This is a genomic window from Anaeromyxobacter oryzae (assembly GCF_023169945.1).
GTDB lineage: Bacteria > Myxococcota > Myxococcia > Myxococcales > Anaeromyxobacteraceae > Anaeromyxobacter > Anaeromyxobacter oryzae.
This window is the reverse complement of the sequence record NZ_AP025591.1, coordinates 468,141-484,434: the sequence shown is the minus strand read 5'-3', so window position 1 is coordinate 484,434 and position 16,294 is coordinate 468,141. Positions and strand designations below refer to the sequence as shown.

Genomic DNA, 16,294 nt, shown 5'->3' with positions numbered 1-16,294 from the left:
AGACTCGGACCCACCCGGGACGCGCCCGCGGTGGTGCGGCCGAGCGCGTGCTCGACCATCCAAGCTGTCTCACGCGGTCCGCGGAGCGATGAACAAGGGACGACTCGAGGCCTTCAGCGACGGCGTGATGGCGATCCTCATCACCATCATGGTCCTGGAGCTCAAGATCCCGCACGCGGCGGACGTGCACGCGCTCGCGCCGCTCGCGCCGATCTTCCTCACGTACGTGCTGAGCTACGTCTACCTCGGCATCTACTGGACCAACCACCACCACCTGCTGCACGCCGCGACCCGCATCGACGGCCGGATCCTGTGGGCGAACCTGCACCTCCTGTTCTGGCTCTCGCTCGTGCCCTTCGTGACCGGCTGGATGGGGGAGAACCACTTCGCGGCGACGCCCACGGCGGTGTACGGCGCGGTCCTGCTCGCCGCGGGGATCGCGTACGTGCTGCTGCAGGCCGCGATCATCGCGGACGAGGGACCGCGATCGAAGCTCGCGATCGCCATCGGGAGGGACCTGAAGGGCAAGATCTCGCCGGTCATCTACGCCGTCGCGATCCCGCTCGCGTTCGTCCGCGAGTGGATCGCGGACGCGCTCTACGTCGCCGTGGCGCTGATGTGGCTCGTCCCCGACCGTCGCATCGAGTCGCGCTTCCGGGACTGAGCGGCGCCGGTCCGGCGCGTCGCGGTCATGTGGTGGCTGGTGCCCGCGTCGAGCTCGTGCCGGCCGTCGCGCGGCCGTGACGGTGGGTGCGAGCCCCTCGTCGCCGCGCCGCACCGCCCAGCGTGCGATGTCCGGTGGCACCGGCTTCCGGAACGTGCTCTCCTGTCGGGAGTCCCAGGGGGAGCCCACATGCCCGTCTTCCGCCTCGCCCGCGCCGCGGTATGCGCCACGCTCGCTGCCGCGCTCGCCCTCGCCGCCCCACGGGTCTTCGCGGCGGACACGGTCCTGCCCTTCGGCATCCCCGGGCATGGGCGGCTCCAGCTCGCGATCCCGGAGGGCTGGCAGGTCGAGGCGCGCCGGATCGAGGAGCCCGGTGGGCTCACGATGCGGCTCGCGCCCGTCGACGGACCGGAGCTCCGCGTCCTCGTCACCGTGATGGTTCCGCCGAACGGGCCCACGACGGTCGACGCGCTCCGCGCGGGCGCCGAGCGGAATGCGCGCGACCTCCAGGGGGGCGCGGCGGAGGAGAAGCTCCCCGTCGAGGAGCGGTCCGGCCCCGCGGCGCACCTCGCCTTCGTCTCGGCGACGGACAAGCGGTGGCAGGACCGCGAGCCGCCGGAGGGCGAGTGGCGTCACGTCACCCAGGGCGCCGCCGCGACCGGAGACCTGCTCCTCGTCTTCACGGTGCTGGGGAGCTCGAAGGACGCGCCCGCCCGCGCCCGCGCCCTCGAGCTGCTCGCGAGCGCGCGCCACCTTCCCGCGGGCACCGGGCCGAACGCGATCCGCGTCGCGGCCGGCCGCAGGACGCTCGCGGCGGAGCTGCCCGGCCTCGACGTGCTCCGCGTCGGCGCTCGCCCGGGCGGCGGGGGCGCGATGGTGATGGGGACGCTGCCGGGCGGCTTCGCGGTCACGCTCACGGTCGAGCGGACGACGGGGCTCACCCGGCCCGAGGAGGTCCGGCAGCGGCGCTGGACGGAGGGCGCGTCGCGCTCGCCGCTCGAGAAGAAGGACGTGCAGCTCTCGTCGCGCGGCGACATGGCCGTCGTCGGCTACCTCGTCCCGCGGGTCGAGGCCGCCGAGGTCCGCCAGCGCCACGTCCACGGATACCTGCTGCGCGAGGACTTCGCGGGAGAGGTGCACCTCTCGAAGATCCGGTACGTCCCGGAGGACGCCCCCGCCCTGGAGCGACTCCTGGGCTCGGCTCGGCTGGAGTAGCCGCCGGGGAGGTCACGAAGCCTTCGACGGCTGCGGCGCGCGCGATCGGCTCGCCTCGCGCGTCGCCCCGCGGGCGCGCGCCTTCTCCCGCTCGTGCTCGCGCGTCCGCACGGCGGTGCGCGCGTGGAGCGAGGCGAGGAGGCGCCGGGTCGTCGCCGCGACCTCGTCGACGGCCGCCTCGAACGCGGCTGCGTCGACGGCTGGCGGCTGGCGCAGCCCGCTCACCTTGCGGACGTACTGCAGCGCCGCGGCGCGGACCTCCTCGTCCGTCGTGGGTGGGTCGAAGTTGTAGAGCACGCGGATGTTCCGGCACATGCGGGTTCATTAGCCGCCGGGGGGCGGCGCGTCCACACGCGGCGGCTCCTCCCGCCTGCACCTGCACCGCGCGCAGTGAGGCACGCGCTGGTGAGGCGCATGCCGGCCGTGCCTCGGACCGGGCCGGCCGCGCGCGAGTGAACGGTTCGGGACGCTCCGGTGTCCCGAACCGTACACCCTCTCCGCGGGCGGCACCTCGATCGCCCGATGTTCCGGCCTCCTCACGGGGGAACGGCGGTTGCACCGCCGTGATCCGTCGGACACGACCCCCGGCTTCAACTCGAGAGGAGTCTCATGAATCGCAATCGCATCCTGGTGGGCGCCGCGCTGGCGCTGGCCGCGCTCGGTGGCTGCGGCGGCAGCGCCCAGACGGGCAAGATCTCGGTCCTGCTGAAGGACGCGCCGGCCGCGTTCTCGGCCGCCGTCGTCACGATCACCGAGGTCGACCTCGTCGGCTCGGGCGGAACGACCGTCCTCAGCACGACGAAGACCACGACCGACCTGCTGAAGCTGGCGAACGACACCGCCCTGCTGGTCGACGGCGCCGTCGTGCCGGTGGGCACGTACTCGCAGCTCCGGTTCGTCATCACCGGCGGCTACGTCGAGGTCGGCGGCGTCCTCTACGCCTCCTCGCCGACGTACGAGGGGCTGCCGGAGGGCGCCGTCGTCGGCGGAACCCTGCGCATGCCGAGCTTCGCCGAGTCGGGGCTGAAGATCGACCTGCCGGCCGGCGCCGCGACCGTCGGGACGGCGGCGAAGGTGGTGCTCGTCGACTTCGACGTGTCGCAGAGCTTCGGGCAGGACGCGGGCGCCTCCGGCGCCTGGGTCATGCACCCCGTCGTCCAGGCCACCGAACTGCAGCTCACCGGCGACGTCGCCACCACGCTCGCCCTCGCGCCCGGGGTGACCCTGCCCGCCGGGAAGACGCTCGCGGACTTCGAGGCGGTGCTGACGCCCGGCGCCGGCGGGGATGGCACGACCGTGCCGCTCGCCGCGGACGCGTCCGGCGTGTACGGCGTCACGTTCAAGTACCTGCTCCCCGGCGCGTACACGCTCACCTTCTCCGGGCCGAGCGGCGTCACGTTCGCGACGTCGCCGGCCGTGCCCGCGACCGTGACGGTCTCGTCGGGCCAGGTGACCGCCGCGCCGTTCCTCGTGACGTCGGTCGCCGCCGCGCCGTAGCCGGACTCGACGCCAGGCCGGGCGCGCGGCCGGGACCCCGGGGCGGCGGAGCTTCGCGGCAGTGCTTGTGCCGCGCGCTCCGCCGCCCCATCCTTGGGCGATGGACCGGACGCTCATCCTCGATCCCGCGGCCTGCGCGCTCGTCGTCATCGACCTGCAGCGCGGGATCGTGGCGTCGCCCACCGCTCCGCACGCCGTCGACGACGTGGTCGCGAACGCCGCGCGCCTCGCCGACGCGCTGCGCGGAGTGGGCGGGCTCGTCGTCCTGGTCCGCGTCTCGGCGCGCGCGGACGGGAAGGACGCGCTCCGGCCGACGCTCGACCCCGACTCGCAGCAGCCGGCCGCGGCGCGCGCGCCGGACTGGGCCGAGCTCGTGCCGGCGCTGGCGGGCCACGCGGACGACCTCGTGCTCACGAAGCGGCAGTGGGGCGCGTTCTACGGCACGGAGCTCGACCTCCAGCTCCGGCGACGCGGCGTCCGCACGATCGTCCTCTGCGGGATCTCCACGAACGTCGGCGTGGAGAGCACGGCGCGCGACGCCTACGAGCGCGGCTACGATCAGGTGTTCGTCGAGGACGCCATGGCGGCGCGCTCCGCGGAGGAGCACGCGCACAGCGTCACCCGCATCTTCCCGCGGATCGGCCGCATCCGGAGCACCGCGGAGGTCGTCGCCGCGCTGCGGCCCGCCCGCTGACCGCTCGCCGCGCCAACCGAGGCCACCTGATGCTGCGACTCCAGACCGAGCACCTCTCCCTCGAGCCGTTGACGCGCGACGACTACCCCTGGCTGTTCGAGCTCTACGGCGACGTCGAGGTGATGCGCTACATCTCTGGCGCGGGCCGCTCGCACGAGGAGTCTCGGAAGAGACTCGACCGGCACCTTGCGCAAGGGGAGGCGCTCGGCTTCGGCCATTGGATTGTGCGCGCCGGCGAGGGTGGCGAGCGGCTGGGAAGCGCGGCGCTCATGGTGCGTGAGCCGGGCTTGCCCGTCGAGATAGGGTTCGCGCTGGCTCCAGCCGCATGGGGGCGCGGCGTCGCCACCGAGGCGGCGCGCTGCCTGCTCGCGCACGCGCTCGGGACGTTGCGGCTCCCGCTGGTCCATGCCTTCGCCGATGTGCGCAACCTGGCCTCTGGCCGCGTGCTCCTCAAGGCCGGAATGCGCGATGTTGGCCTCTGCACGGGCCCCTACGGCGGAACCGACCGTAAGTACGAGCTGACGCGCGAGCAATGGTTGGAAGATCTCGATACCCGAGCGGTTCCGTAGCGCCCCGTCGGCAGGGGAGCCGGCAGAGTCAGCGGCTCCGGAGTCTCCGTCGCCTGGAAGATCCTCGGCCTGAGATGAGGGGATGCATCAGGAACACCGGTTTGCCGAGGCCCCCGACGCCCTCGGAGTGGAACCTGCTCATGGGAACGTGATGCGATACCTTCTGCTGGAGGAAGATGCCCGGGCTGGCGATTCATCACATGTCTCCGCGAGGCCCGGCGCGTCGGCGATCGTGACCGCGGGAACCTTCGCGGCCGGCAGGTGAGCGGGGAAGGGGCTCGAGAAGAGGGGGACGGCCGAGGCGGAGCCGCGTCGACGGGACGTCGCAGCGTGGATCGGCTTCCAAGAAGCCTGTGCTGCGGCGCCAGCCATCCGGGGTCGAGCCGGCTCGAGCCGCGGGCCGCGCGCGGGGAACAGCTCCGCGGGGACCGGCTCGATTCGAACGATGCGACGAGGGCCCGTGTGCCCAGCCTTTGCCCGACGAACACCGGTTCACAGAGGAACCACTCTCAGTGAATGCCCATCCGCAAGGCCGCGGAGCAGCGCGGATGAATCCCGGCCGCACCCAACGGGAACTGCACTCTGCGCTTGACGTGGGGGCGGCGAAAACCGGCGTTCGCGCCCGCGCTCACGCGGGAACGGCGCTGCTGGAGCGATGGCTCGGCGGCGTGCTGCGCTGGACGTCGCCGAGGGGTCCGCGCGGCGCCCCTCCGCGTTCGCTCGTCAGCGGGCCGTTTCCGTGCGTTCCAGGAGGCCTCGAACACGCGTGCGAGAGTGCTCTTCATGGACACCGCACGCGCACTCTCCGCGAACCTCGCCTCTCTCCTCCGGCGCGAGCACTCCGCCCTCGGCGCGTTCCTCGTGGCGCTCGCTGACTTCGACCGGCGCCGGGCGTGGATGACGCTCGGGCACGCCTCGCTCTTCGCGTACCTCCACCGCGAGCTGCGGCTCTCCAAGGCGGCGGCCCAGTACCGCAAGGTCGCCGCGGAGCTGATCCAGGAGGTGGCCGCGGTGGGCGAGGCGCTCGGCGAGGGCAGGCTCTGCTTGACCTCCATCGTCGAGGTTGCTCGGGTGGTCACCGCCGAGAACTGGGAGACCGTGCTGCCCAAGTTCTTCGGGCTCTCCCGGCGAGAGGCGATGAAGGTCGTCGCGGAGCTCCAGCCGCACCCCGCGCCGCCGACCCGGACCATCGTCTCTCCGGTGCGGACCGCGCCCTCCGAGGTCGCCGCCGGCCCCGCCTTCGCACTCCCAGCCCTTCCGCTCGAGGTCGGGCCGGCGGGGAACTGCACACCCGGTTCGTCAAGCGAACTCACTGATCGTGAAGTCAACACGTCTGCCCCCACGCACAGGCCCGCCGAGGTCGTCCCCCTCACCGCGGACCTGCGCCGGTTCCACCTCACCGTCTCCGATCGCTTCCTCAAGAAGCTCCAGGCGGCGAGGGATGCGCTCGCCCACGCGCGCCCGGGAGCGACGGAGGAGGAGCTCCTCGAGGCCGGCCTCGACCTCCTCCTCGAGAAGGCCGCGAAGCGGAAGGGCCTCGTCTCGAAGCCGCGGAAGACCCCGCCGCCGGCGAAGGCCGATCACATCCCGGCGCACGTGAAGCGGGCCGTGTGGGAGCGGGACGGCGGCCGCTGCCAGTTCCGGCTCCCCTCCGGCGAGATCTGTGGCTCCACGCACCAGCTGGAGTTCGATCACATCGAGCCGGTCGCGCTCGGCGGCGCGTCGACCGTCGACAACGTCCGGATCACCTGTCGGCGGCACAACATCATCTCGGCGCGGAGGGTCTTCGGAGACGATTGGATGGATCGGTACGCTCCGGGCAAGGCCTCGCTCCCGGCCGACACCGGCTGAAGTAGGCCCCTCCCGGACGCGAACATGGCCCAGCGAGAACGGCGCGCCGCCGCTCCTCGACGCGCGGGCGCGCCCGGGCGTGCCTCACCTTGGGCCGGCCGCCGGGCGGCGGATCGGCCTCGCCTCGGCGCACGCGTCTTCGGAGCCGATCCTCGCGGCCACGCCCCGTCCCCGTGGTGCCGCTTCGGCCGTCCCCACTCGTTCATTGCCCATTCACCGCCTGCCCAGCAGACCGCCCCACCAGCACGGCAACGAACAGTCATCGACAGGGTTCGCGCCGAGAAGTGACGAATCCTGAGCGCGCGGGGTCACCGCCCGCCGACCTCGCGGGATCCTGCCGCTCGGCCCCTTCCCGGGACCGCCGCCGCGATGCGATGCTGCCGCCGTGACCTCCGCCGAGCTCGGCCGCGTCGCAGCAGCGTTCCTCGCCGCCCTGTTCGCGGCCGCCATCAACTCCGTCGCGGGCGGGGGGACGCTCATCTCGTTCCCCGTCCTCGTCGCCCTCGGCCTCCCGTCCGTCGTCGCGAACGCGACGAGCACCATCGGGATCTGGCCCGGCACCCTGGGGAGCATCTGGGGGTTCCGCCGCGAGCTCGCGCGGTCGGAGCCGGTGATGCGGTGGCTCGCGATCCCCTGCTTCATCGGCGGGGCCGCCGGGGCGCTCCTGCTGCGGCGGACCTCCTCCGCGACGTTCGACCGGATCGTCCCGTTCCTCGTGCTGTTCGCGTCCGTGCTCTTCGCGGTCCGCGGCGCGATCCAGGACTGGCTCCGGACGAAGTCCGGGGTGGAGCACCGCAGCCGCGCGTGGCTGACCGGCGCGGTGCTCGCCACGCTCGCCGTCGGCGTCTACGGCGGCTACTTCGGCGCGGGGATGAGCATCATGATGCTCTCGATGCTCGGCATCGTCGGGATGAGCGACATCCTCGAGATGAACGCGCTCACGAGCCTCTTCTCGTTCTGCGTGAACGGCGTCGCCATCGTGGTCTTCGTCGCCGCCAAGCTCGTGTACTGGCCCTTCGTCCTCGCGATGGCGGCCGGTGCGCTCATCGGCGGCTACGGGGCGGCGGGGATCGCGCGGAAGCTCGGGCGGAAGGTGGTGAGCCGGCTCGTCATCGTGGTCGGGTTCACCGTCAGCGCCGTGTTCTTCGTCCGGAAGTTCGGCTAGCGGCTGCGGCCGCGAAGCGCGTCGAGGCTCCAGGGGCCGCCCCCCTCGGCGGAGAGGTACAGGAAGACGAACGAGTAGAGCGCCGCCGGTGCGCCCTGGTTGAGCACCGGCCAGAACCCGTGCGGCGCGTGCCCGATGAAGTACGCCACCGCCATCTCGCCCGAGAGCAGGAACGCGACCGGTCGCGTGAACAGGCCGACGAGCACCAGCGCTCCTCCGAAGGTCTCGAGGACCCCGGCCACGCCGGGCAGCGACGCCACCGGCACTGTGGCGCCGTTCGGCATGATCGCCCCCGGGAACGCGAACAGCTTGGCCGTGCCGTACTGCATGAACAGGAAGGCGGTGACGATCCTCAGGACGCTGAGCAGGTACGGCGACCACGCGCGCCACCGCGACACCAGACCGGGATCGTTCACGCGTCCTCCAGGGTCACCCCGGGTCTATCGTCCACGGCGAAGCCCGTCCGCGGGATCGAGGAGCCCGTGATGGGTATGCCGGCGCGGCGCCGCGGCGGGTGACGCTCAGTACACGAACGACATCCGGAGCTGCCCGACGCGGTGGACGCTCCTCGCGCCCGCGGGAGCGGGCTCGAGCTCGCTCGTGCGCAGCAGGTTCGCGTACCCGAGCTCGAGGCCGCCGAGCCGCGCGACGAGCCCGACGTCGAGCTCGCCGACCCGGTGCGCGATGGAGACGAGCGGCGTCACGCCGTCCCGGAGCGCCCCCTGGATGAAGCCGTCGTACGCCACCCAGCGGCCGTCCGCGCGCGCGAACCCGTACAGCTCGAGGCCGACCGCGGGGCGGGTCGTCCGGCGCGCCGCGGCCATGAGGCCCGTCCGGAGCTCGAGCCCGAGCGACGCGGCGTCGAACATCGAGCCGGCGTCGACCCGGGCGCGCGGCGAGAGCCGGAACGCGAGCAGCGAGCCCGACCACGGCGTCAGGCCCCCGAGCGCGACGCTCGCCTGGACGAGGTCGAGCTGGTATCGGACCGCGACGTCGGCCGTGAGGCGGTTCCGCGTCTGGTAGACCGACCAGCCGGCGGGGGCAGGGGGGCTGGCCGCGTCGCCGGACAGGTCTCGCAGGAGCTGGTGGAAGCTGGTCTGGACCGCGCTCGCGCCGGATCTCGGGCCGGTCGTGCCGAACGCGACGTCGACGCCGACGGCGCTCGCCCCGTCGCCGCGCGCGTCCTCGCCGGCCCGGAGCGAGAGCGGAGACCGGTCGAGCGCGAGCTCCCACAGGAACGCCGCGTAGAGCCAGCCGGCGTAGGGCCGGTCGTGGCGCAGCGCCTCGAGATCCACGGTCCGGATGTCCGACGGCGTGTAGATGTTCTGGCCCACCGCGAAGCCGAGCCGCTCGCGGCCGCGGCTGGAGAGCGGCGCCGGCGACTCCCAGCGCGTGGAGACGCGGAGCCCCTGCGTGTACTGGGCGTCGGTGGGGCGCGGCCCGAGCGCGAGGGCGTCGTTCTCCTCCTCGATGGTGAAGCGCGACCCGCCGCCCTCGGGCGTCCAGGTGGGCTCGCTCTCCAGGACGTGCAGGTCCGGGTGGCGGGCCCGGGCGAGGCCATCGGCCGCCGGCGTCACCGAGGCCGTGAGGGTCGTCGCCGCCGCCTCCGCCGGAGGGATCGCGAGGAGCCGCGCCCGCGTCACGGTGGGGGCCGGCGAGGACGTGCCGGCCGCCGGTCGGGGCGGCACCGGCGCGGCGGGCCTCGCCGGCTCGCGGGCTGCCACGGCGGCCGTTCGCGTGACGACGCAGGCGCCGTCCGCGTTGGACCAGAGCTGCTGCACCGCGTACTCCACCCCGCCCGCGCCGGCGATGGTCCCGTTCAGCCCGGCGCAGATGTCGCCGATCTCGCCGTTCACGGGATCGTACCAGCCGAGGGGCGGCCCCACCGTGGCCGCGAGCCCGACCGCGGGATCGGTGATCGCCTCCGCGAGCTCGTGCGACGCCACCGACGTCGCGTTGCGGAACGGCGTGTCGTCCCCGCAGCCGAGGTCGCAGCCGGAGCCGGCGGACATGTCGGGCATGACCGCGTAGTACACGTCGCGGCCGCTCCACCGGAACGACCCGTGGTACGCGCACAGCGTCCGGCAGCCGACCTGGTCCCCGAGCGTGATCGTCTTCCCGGCGGGGAAGTAGAGCATGTACAGGGTGTCGACGTTCCCGGCGGCGTCGACCTCCGGGGCGGGCAGGGTGCCGGCGTCGAGCTGCGCCGCGAGCTCCTCGACGATGTCGGTGTCGTCGATCCTGGCGCCGGCGCTCGCCGGGGCCGGCACGATCCCGACGCGGCCGACGAGCCTGCCTCGCCCGATGTGCTGGTCCGTGCCGGGGCCGCCGCCGGAGGCGGTGCGCGTCGTGTCGTACTGCGAGAGCCCGTCGAGGTAGGCGCTGCCCGTCACGCCCGCGAGGAACGACGGGAGCGACTCGGCCCCGTCGCCGGCCACGAACGGCGCGTACTCCCCGGGACCCCAGAGCACCATCACGACCTGGACGTTCGAGATGACCCGGCCGCCGAAGTACTGGAGATGCGCCTGCGGGGGCGCCGCGCGCGCGGCGCCGAGGATGGGCATCGGGTGTCGAGGCCCCCCGGCGAGTGCGGGGTTGCAGTTCGCCGGGTGCGCGGGCTGCGGGGCGGACAGGGCCGCGAGCGCGGCGGCCGCGAGCGCGGCGCGGGAGACGCGAGCTGGAGACATCGGCAGGACCTCCTGGGCGGGCGCGCCGCGCGGCGGCCGCGCGCCAGCCCGGGCGCCCATGGACCGCGCGCCCGCTCGAGAGCGTGCTCATCGGGCGAGCGTTTCGGAGTTGCCTGTTCCGGGGCCGCCGTCGGATACCCGCGCAGGCCGTGAGGGGGCGGGTCGTGAACGGCGGGAACCACACGCCCCCGTTCGCCGCTACACTCGCGCCGGACGAGGGTGGATGCGCTCGTGTCGTTCCATCGAACGCGGCGGTGAAATCGGGATGCGAGCGGTCGCCCGGCTCGCGGCCGTCCTGGTCGTCGTGCTCGCGCGCGCCGCGCTCGCCGCGGGCCCGGACGGTCCCGGCGACGCCGCACCGGGCGCGGACGCGGCGGCGAGCGAGGCGGAGCGGCTCTCGCTCCACTACCAGGCCACCGTCGCCACCCAGTGGCACCCCCGCTTCCCCGCGCCCTACTCGGGCCCGAACAGCATGCAGCCCGCGCCGGAGTCCGCCACGTCGGTCGTGGCGGACCTCTTCCTCGGCGCGCGCCTCTGGCGCGGCGCGGAGGTGTACCTGCAGCCGGAGCTGAGCGGTGGGCGCGGGCTCAGCTCGACGCTCGGCGTCGCCGCGTTCCCGAGCGGCGAGGTCTACCGCGTCGGGAACCCGACGCCCTCGGTGATCGTCGGCCGGGCCTTCCTGCGCCAGGTGATCGGGCTCGGCGGCGGGGCCGTCTCCGTCCCGGGGGGCCCGAACCAGCTCGCCGGCGCCCGCGACCGCGACGCGCTCACGCTCACGGTCGGCAAGGTGGCCACGACGGACTTCGTGGACGCGGTCCCGACGTCGAACGATCCGCACACGCGCTTCATGAGCTGGGGCCTCTTCGCGTCGGGCGCGTACGACTACCCGGCGGACACGCGCGGCTATACGTGGGGCGTCGCGGCGGAGCTCACCATCCGCCGCTGGTCGGCGCGGGCGGGCGCGTTCCTCGAGCCGAAGGTCGCGAACGGGATGGAGCTGGAGTGGAACGTCGGCCGGGCGCGCGGGCTCGTCGGCGAGGTCGAGGCGCGGTTCGAGCTCGCGGGCCGGCCCGCGGCGGCGCGCGCGCTCGCCTACCTGAACCGCGCGGACATGGGGAGCTATCGCGACGCGCTCGCGGCGGCGCCGCCCGACGTCACCGCGACGCGCGCGCCCGGGCGGACGAAGGCCGGGTTCGCGGCGAGCGCGAACTGCGACGTCGGCGGCGGGCTCGCCGCCTTCGCGCGGTTGAGCGCCGACGACGGCGCGACGGAGACCTGGGCGTTCACGGAGATCGATCGCTCGGCCGCGCTCGGCGTGGTGCAGTCCGGGGCGCGCTGGGGGCGGCCGGACGACGAGGCCGGCCTCGGGGTCGTGGTGAGCGGCCTGTCCGACCTCCACCGCCGGTACCTGGCCGCCGGTGGCCGCGGGTTCATCCTGGGGGACGGCGCGCTCCGCTACGCGCCGGAGGTCCTCACCGAGGTCTGGTACCGGGCGGCGGTGACGCGGGAGGTCTCCGCCGGCGTGACCTACCAGCCCATCGTGAACCCCGCGTTCAACGCCGACCGCGGCCCGATCCACGTGCTCACCGCGCGCGTGCACGTCGCGTTCTGAGGGCGCTGCGCTCGCACTGCCGGTGCTGCTCACTCGACGGGCAGGCGCTCGCGCAGGTGGCAGCTCGGACGGCGTATTCCTGTCAGTGAACGCGGGACCGTGTATCAGATGGGGCGTAAACGGACAGGTTGCGTCGTGGATGGGGGAGACCGGCCGGGTCGGTCCGAGGGGGTCCGAACGACGTGCGCGGACCCAGAGTCAACCGGCTCGATGAAGGCAACATGCTCGTAATGTCGGTCGGTTCGACGGATCGACGCGCACGAGCGCGCATGCAGGTGGCGGTGAGGACCTGCCGCCGCGTACGCACCCGTTCAGGCGTACGCCGGATGAGGATTCACTGCTTGTACCCACATCCACCGACTCGTTGGCTGCGACACCGTTGACCACCGTCAGCGCCTGAGCGCTTGGCCGGGAAGGGAGCCCCCGGCGAGCGTCCAAGAGCAGCGACACCGCGACCTCGCACCGAACCAGCGCAACCGCGCTGGGCGGGCACGGCGCGACGGGAGGTCACCATGAACTGGAGACGCAGTCTCGCGAGGCGAGCGACGCTGATCGCGGTCGCCCTGGCGTGCGCGGTCGGAAGCGCACGCGCGCAGTCCACGATGCCCGCGCCGGACTACTTCGGCGCCGCGAACTGGGCGAACAGCCCGCCGATCCACAAGTTCGTGAACACGCTGCCGGGGCTCTGCGGGATCTCGCCGTGGGGCACGGGCGGCGCGAACGAGCTCGGTCAGTGCATCCCGGTCGCCACGCCGGACACGAGCTCGTACCCCGGCAGCGACTACTACCAGATCGGCCTCACCGAGTACGCGCGGCAGCTCCACGCCGACCTGCCCGCGACCAGGCTCCGCGGGTACGTGCAGCTCGACGCGTCCGGCAACGCGCCTCCCGGCGCGAACCAGTACCTCGGGCCCCTCATCCTCGCGACGCGGGATCGGCCGGTCCGGATCCGGTTCCGGAACCTCCTCCCGACCGGCTCCGCCGGCGACCTCTTCATCCCGACGGACACGACGTACATGGGCGCCGGTGACGGTCCGCTCTGCGCCGATGGCACGCCGGCGACGCCGACCTCCACCTGCGTCCGCGCCCGGTACACGCAGAACCGCGCCACGCTCCACCTGCACGGCGGCAACACGCCGTGGATCAGCGACGGCACCCCGCACCAGTGGACCGCGCCGGCCGGCGAGAGCACGTTCTACAAGAAGGGCGTCAGCGCCCGCGACGTCCCGGACATGCCGGCCACCGGCGACGGCGAGCAGACGTACTACTGGACGAACCAGCAGAGCGGCCGGCTCATGTTCTACCACGACCATGCGTACGGGCTGACGCGGCTCAACGTGTACTCCGGCGAGGCCGCGGGCTACCTGCTCGTCGATCCCGCGCAGGAGAGCGCGCTCGCCGCCGCGACGGTCCCCGGCACGATCACCGGCGCCCCCGACTACGCGCACCTCGTCCCCCTCGTCATCCAGGACAAGACGTTCGTCCCGGATGCGACGACGCTCGCCGCCACGGATCCGACGTGGGACGCGACGAAGTACGGCGCCCTCGGGAGCCTCTGGTTCCCCCACGTCTACGTGCCGAACCAGAACCCGTACGACGCGAGCGGCGCGAACCCGGTGGGACGCTGGGACTACGGCCCGTGGTTCTGGCCGCCGCAGAACCCCGCGACGCTGCTCTCTCCGCCGGTCTCCTGCACGAGCACCGCGTACCCCGGCCAGTCGATCACCTGCCCCGGCACCCCGAACCCCTCGGGCACGCCCGAGGCGTTCATGGACACGATGCTCGTGAACGGCACGGCGTACCCGTCCGTCCAGCTCGAGCCCGCCGCGTACCGCTTCCAGATCCTGAGCGCGGGCAACGACCGCACGCTCAACCTCGGCCTGTACTACGCCGCGACCGCCGCGGGCGTCGTCTGCAAGGGCGGCGCGGTCGCCGACCTCGGCACGTGCACCGAGGTGTCGATGGTGCCGGCCGTCCCGCCGACCTCGACGTCGGCGCTGCCGGCGTGCGCCACGCCGACGGCCACGAGCGGCGCGGGGCTCGCCCTCGCCGACACGACCGGCGGCGCGCCGGTGAACGGCACGGGCCTGCCCGCGGGCTGCTGGCCGAGCACGTGGCCCACCGACGGGCGTGACGGCGGGGTGCCGGATCCGACCACCGCCGGCCCGGCGATCGTCCAGCTCGGCACCGAGGGCGGCCTGCTCCCGGCGCCCGTCGTGATCCCCTCGACCCCGGTCGGCTACGAGTACAACCGGCGGAGCATCACGGTCCTGAACATCTTCTTCCACGGCCTCCTCATCGGCCCGGCCGAGCGGGCGGACGTCGTGGTGGACCTCTCCTCGGTGCCCGCGGGCTCGGCGCTCATCCTCTACAACGACGCGCCGGCGCCGGTCCCCGCCTTCGACACCCGGTTCGACTACTACACGGGCGACCCCGATCAGACCTCCACCGGCGGCGCGCCCACGACGCAGCCGGGACTGGGCCCGAACACCCGCACCGTCATGCAGATCCAGGTGAACGGCACGTCGACGAACGCGATGCCGTTCTCGCTCGCCGCCCTCCAGGCGGCCCAGCCGGCGGCCTTCGTCGCGACCCAGGACAAGATCATCGTCCCCGAGACGGCGTACCCGGCCGCGAACGGCGGCGCGTCCGCCGACGGCTACGTCCGGATCCAGGACACGTCCATCTCGTACTGGAACGGCGGCCCGGTGCCCGGGCTCACGCTCACCAGCGGCGGGAGCGGCTACTCCACCGCGCCGGCCGTCACCATCTCCGGCGGCGGCGGCACCGGCGCGACCGCCACGGCGACCCTCGCCGTCCGCCCGGTGGCGAGCCTCGCGCTCACGACCGGCGGCAGCGGCTACACCTCCGCGCCGCTCGTCACCCTCACCGGCGGCGGCGGCACCGGCGCGACCGCGACCGCCACCCTCACCGGCACGACCGTCGCGTCCGTGGCGGTCACGAGCGGCGGCTCCGGGTACACCTCGGCGCCCGCAGTCACGCTGTCCGGCGGCGGCGGGAGCGGCGCGACCGCGGTCGCGACGCTCAAGGCCAAGAGCGTCTCGACCATCACGATCACGAACAAGGGCACCGGGTACACCTCGGCGCCGGTCGTCATCATCACCGGCGGCGGCGGCGCCGGCGCGGCGGCGACCGCCGCGCTCACCCCGACCTCCGTCGGCGCGCTCACCGTGACGAACGGCGGCTCGGGCTACTCGTCGGCGCCCACCGTGGCGTTCTCGAGGGGCGGCGGCACCGGCGCGGCCGCGACGGCGACGCTCGCCCCCGCGGCGGTCGCGGGCGTGACGCTCACGAGCGGCGGGACCGGGTACACCTCCGCCCCGACGGTCACGTTCACGGGTGACGGCACCGGCGCCGCCGCGACGGCGAACACCCCCACGTTCGCGATCCTGCCGAAGACGATCCAGGAGCTCTTCACCCTCGACTACGGCCGGATGAACGCGACGCTCGGGGTCGAGCTGCCGTTCACGAACTTCCTCACGCAGACGACGATCCCTTACGGTTTCGTGGATCCGCCCACGGAGATCTTCAAGGACGGCGAGACCCAGTTCTGGAAGATCACGCACAACGGCGTCGACACGCACTTCCTCCACTTCCACCTCTTCACGGTCCAGGTCCTGAACCGCGTGGGCTGGGACGGCGCCGTGAAGCCGCCGGACGCGAACGAGCTCTCGTGGAAGGACACGGTGCGGATGAACCCGCTCGAGGACATCGTCGTCGCCCTGCACCCGGTGAAGCAGACCCTCCCGTGGCAGCTCCCGAACAGCGTGCGCCCGCTCGACGTCACGCAGCCGGTCGGCACGACCTCGACGATGGCCTTCACCAACGTCGATCCCTCGAACCAGCCGGCGGCGGTCGTGAACGACACGACGAACTTCGGGTACGAGTACGTGTGGCACTGCCACATCCTCGGCCACGAGGAGAACGACATGATGCGGGCGATGGCCTTCGTCGTGCCGCCGGCGGCCCCGTCCGCCGCGGCCGCGACGGTCACCGGCACGTCGAAGTCGCAGAAGGTGGTCGTGACCTGGGCCGACAACTCGGCGAACGAGACGGGGTTCACGGTCCAGCGCGCCCCGGCCGCCACCGGCCCGTGGACGAGCGTCGGCAGCGTCGCGCCGGACGTGACCACGTTCACGGACGCCACGGTCGCGAAGAGGACGACGTACTGGTACCGCGTCGTCGCGAACGACGTGGTCGGCTACACGCGCGCCTACGCGTCCCCCGCGTCGGGCTACCCGAACGTCGCGGCGGACTCGGCGCCGTCGCCCGCGGTGAGCGTCGTCACGCAGTGACGGACCGGTCGCCGGGGGAGGGCG

At 73.5% G+C, this 16,294-nt stretch carries 12 protein-coding genes; 9 read left to right on the top strand and 3 right to left on the bottom strand.

The genetic code is table 11. The features are described 5' to 3' along the window. Nucleotides 1-88: 88 nt before the first annotated feature. Both AMOR_RS02015 and AMOR_RS02010 read left to right on the top strand, forming a co-directional pair. A complete protein-coding gene (locus AMOR_RS02015) occupies nucleotides 89-664 on the top strand; it encodes a TMEM175 family protein (protein WP_248357919.1) in 576 nt (191 codons plus the stop codon). Between the two features lie 189 nt (nucleotides 665-853). After that, nucleotides 854-1,879, top strand: a complete 1,026-nt coding sequence (locus AMOR_RS02010; RefSeq protein WP_248357917.1) for a hypothetical protein — start codon at nucleotides 854-856, stop codon at nucleotides 1,877-1,879. 12 nt (nucleotides 1,880-1,891) lie between these two features. Here the strand turns inward: AMOR_RS02010 and AMOR_RS02005 are convergent, their stop codons facing one another. Further along, complete coding sequence (locus AMOR_RS02005; RefSeq protein ID WP_248357915.1) at nucleotides 1,892-2,194, bottom strand: DUF2277 domain-containing protein; 303 nt, start codon at nucleotides 2,192-2,194, stop codon at nucleotides 1,892-1,894. A gap of 294 nt (nucleotides 2,195-2,488) precedes the next feature. Between AMOR_RS02005 and AMOR_RS02000 the strand changes: the two genes are divergently transcribed. The 5 genes from AMOR_RS02000 to AMOR_RS01980 all read left to right on the top strand — a co-directional run bounded on the left by AMOR_RS02000 (nucleotide 2,489) and on the right by AMOR_RS01980 (nucleotide 7,655). Next, nucleotides 2,489-3,376, top strand: a complete 888-nt coding sequence (locus AMOR_RS02000) for a DUF4382 domain-containing protein (RefSeq protein WP_248357913.1) — start codon at nucleotides 2,489-2,491, stop codon at nucleotides 3,374-3,376. 100 nt (nucleotides 3,377-3,476) lie between these two features. Next, the gene (locus AMOR_RS01995; RefSeq protein ID WP_248357911.1) at nucleotides 3,477-4,070 is read left to right on the top strand and encodes a hydrolase; all 594 of its coding nucleotides are present in this window, start codon (nucleotides 3,477-3,479) and stop codon (nucleotides 4,068-4,070) included. A gap of 29 nt (nucleotides 4,071-4,099) precedes the next feature. After that, complete coding sequence (locus tag AMOR_RS01990) at nucleotides 4,100-4,639, top strand: GNAT family N-acetyltransferase (RefSeq protein WP_248357909.1); 540 nt, start codon at nucleotides 4,100-4,102, stop codon at nucleotides 4,637-4,639. A 783-nt stretch (nucleotides 4,640-5,422) separates the two neighbouring features. After that, entirely contained in the window at nucleotides 5,423-6,490 is a 1,068-nt protein-coding gene (locus AMOR_RS01985; protein ID WP_248357907.1) for an HNH endonuclease, read from the top strand. Between the two features lie 385 nt (nucleotides 6,491-6,875). Beyond that, the gene (locus tag AMOR_RS01980; protein ID WP_248357905.1) at nucleotides 6,876-7,655 is read left to right on the top strand and encodes a sulfite exporter TauE/SafE family protein; all 780 of its coding nucleotides are present in this window, start codon (nucleotides 6,876-6,878) and stop codon (nucleotides 7,653-7,655) included. On the opposite strand, the gene AMOR_RS01975 is transcribed toward AMOR_RS01980, so the two are convergent. Together AMOR_RS01975 and AMOR_RS01970 are read right to left on the bottom strand one after the other, a co-directional pair. Then, nucleotides 7,652-8,071, bottom strand: a complete 420-nt coding sequence (locus AMOR_RS01975; protein WP_248357903.1) for a DoxX family protein — start codon at nucleotides 8,069-8,071, stop codon at nucleotides 7,652-7,654. The two genes, AMOR_RS01980 and AMOR_RS01975, sit on opposite strands and share 4 nt — an antisense overlap. A 105-nt stretch (nucleotides 8,072-8,176) precedes the next feature. After that, nucleotides 8,177-10,342: a lipid A deacylase LpxR family protein gene (locus AMOR_RS01970; protein WP_248357901.1), complete on the bottom strand. Its 2,166-nt coding sequence runs from the start codon at nucleotides 10,340-10,342 to the stop codon at nucleotides 8,177-8,179. Nucleotides 10,343-10,607: 265 nt separating this feature from the next. On the opposite strand from AMOR_RS01970, the gene AMOR_RS01965 reads away from it, so the two are divergent. Then, nucleotides 10,608-11,954: a carbohydrate porin gene (locus AMOR_RS01965; protein ID WP_248357899.1), complete on the top strand. Its 1,347-nt coding sequence runs from the start codon at nucleotides 10,608-10,610 to the stop codon at nucleotides 11,952-11,954. Nucleotides 11,955-12,466: 512 nt separating this feature from the next. Continuing rightward, the gene (locus AMOR_RS01960; protein WP_248357897.1) at nucleotides 12,467-16,270 is read left to right on the top strand and encodes a hypothetical protein; all 3,804 of its coding nucleotides are present in this window, start codon (nucleotides 12,467-12,469) and stop codon (nucleotides 16,268-16,270) included. The last annotated feature ends 24 nt before the right edge of the window (nucleotides 16,271-16,294 follow it).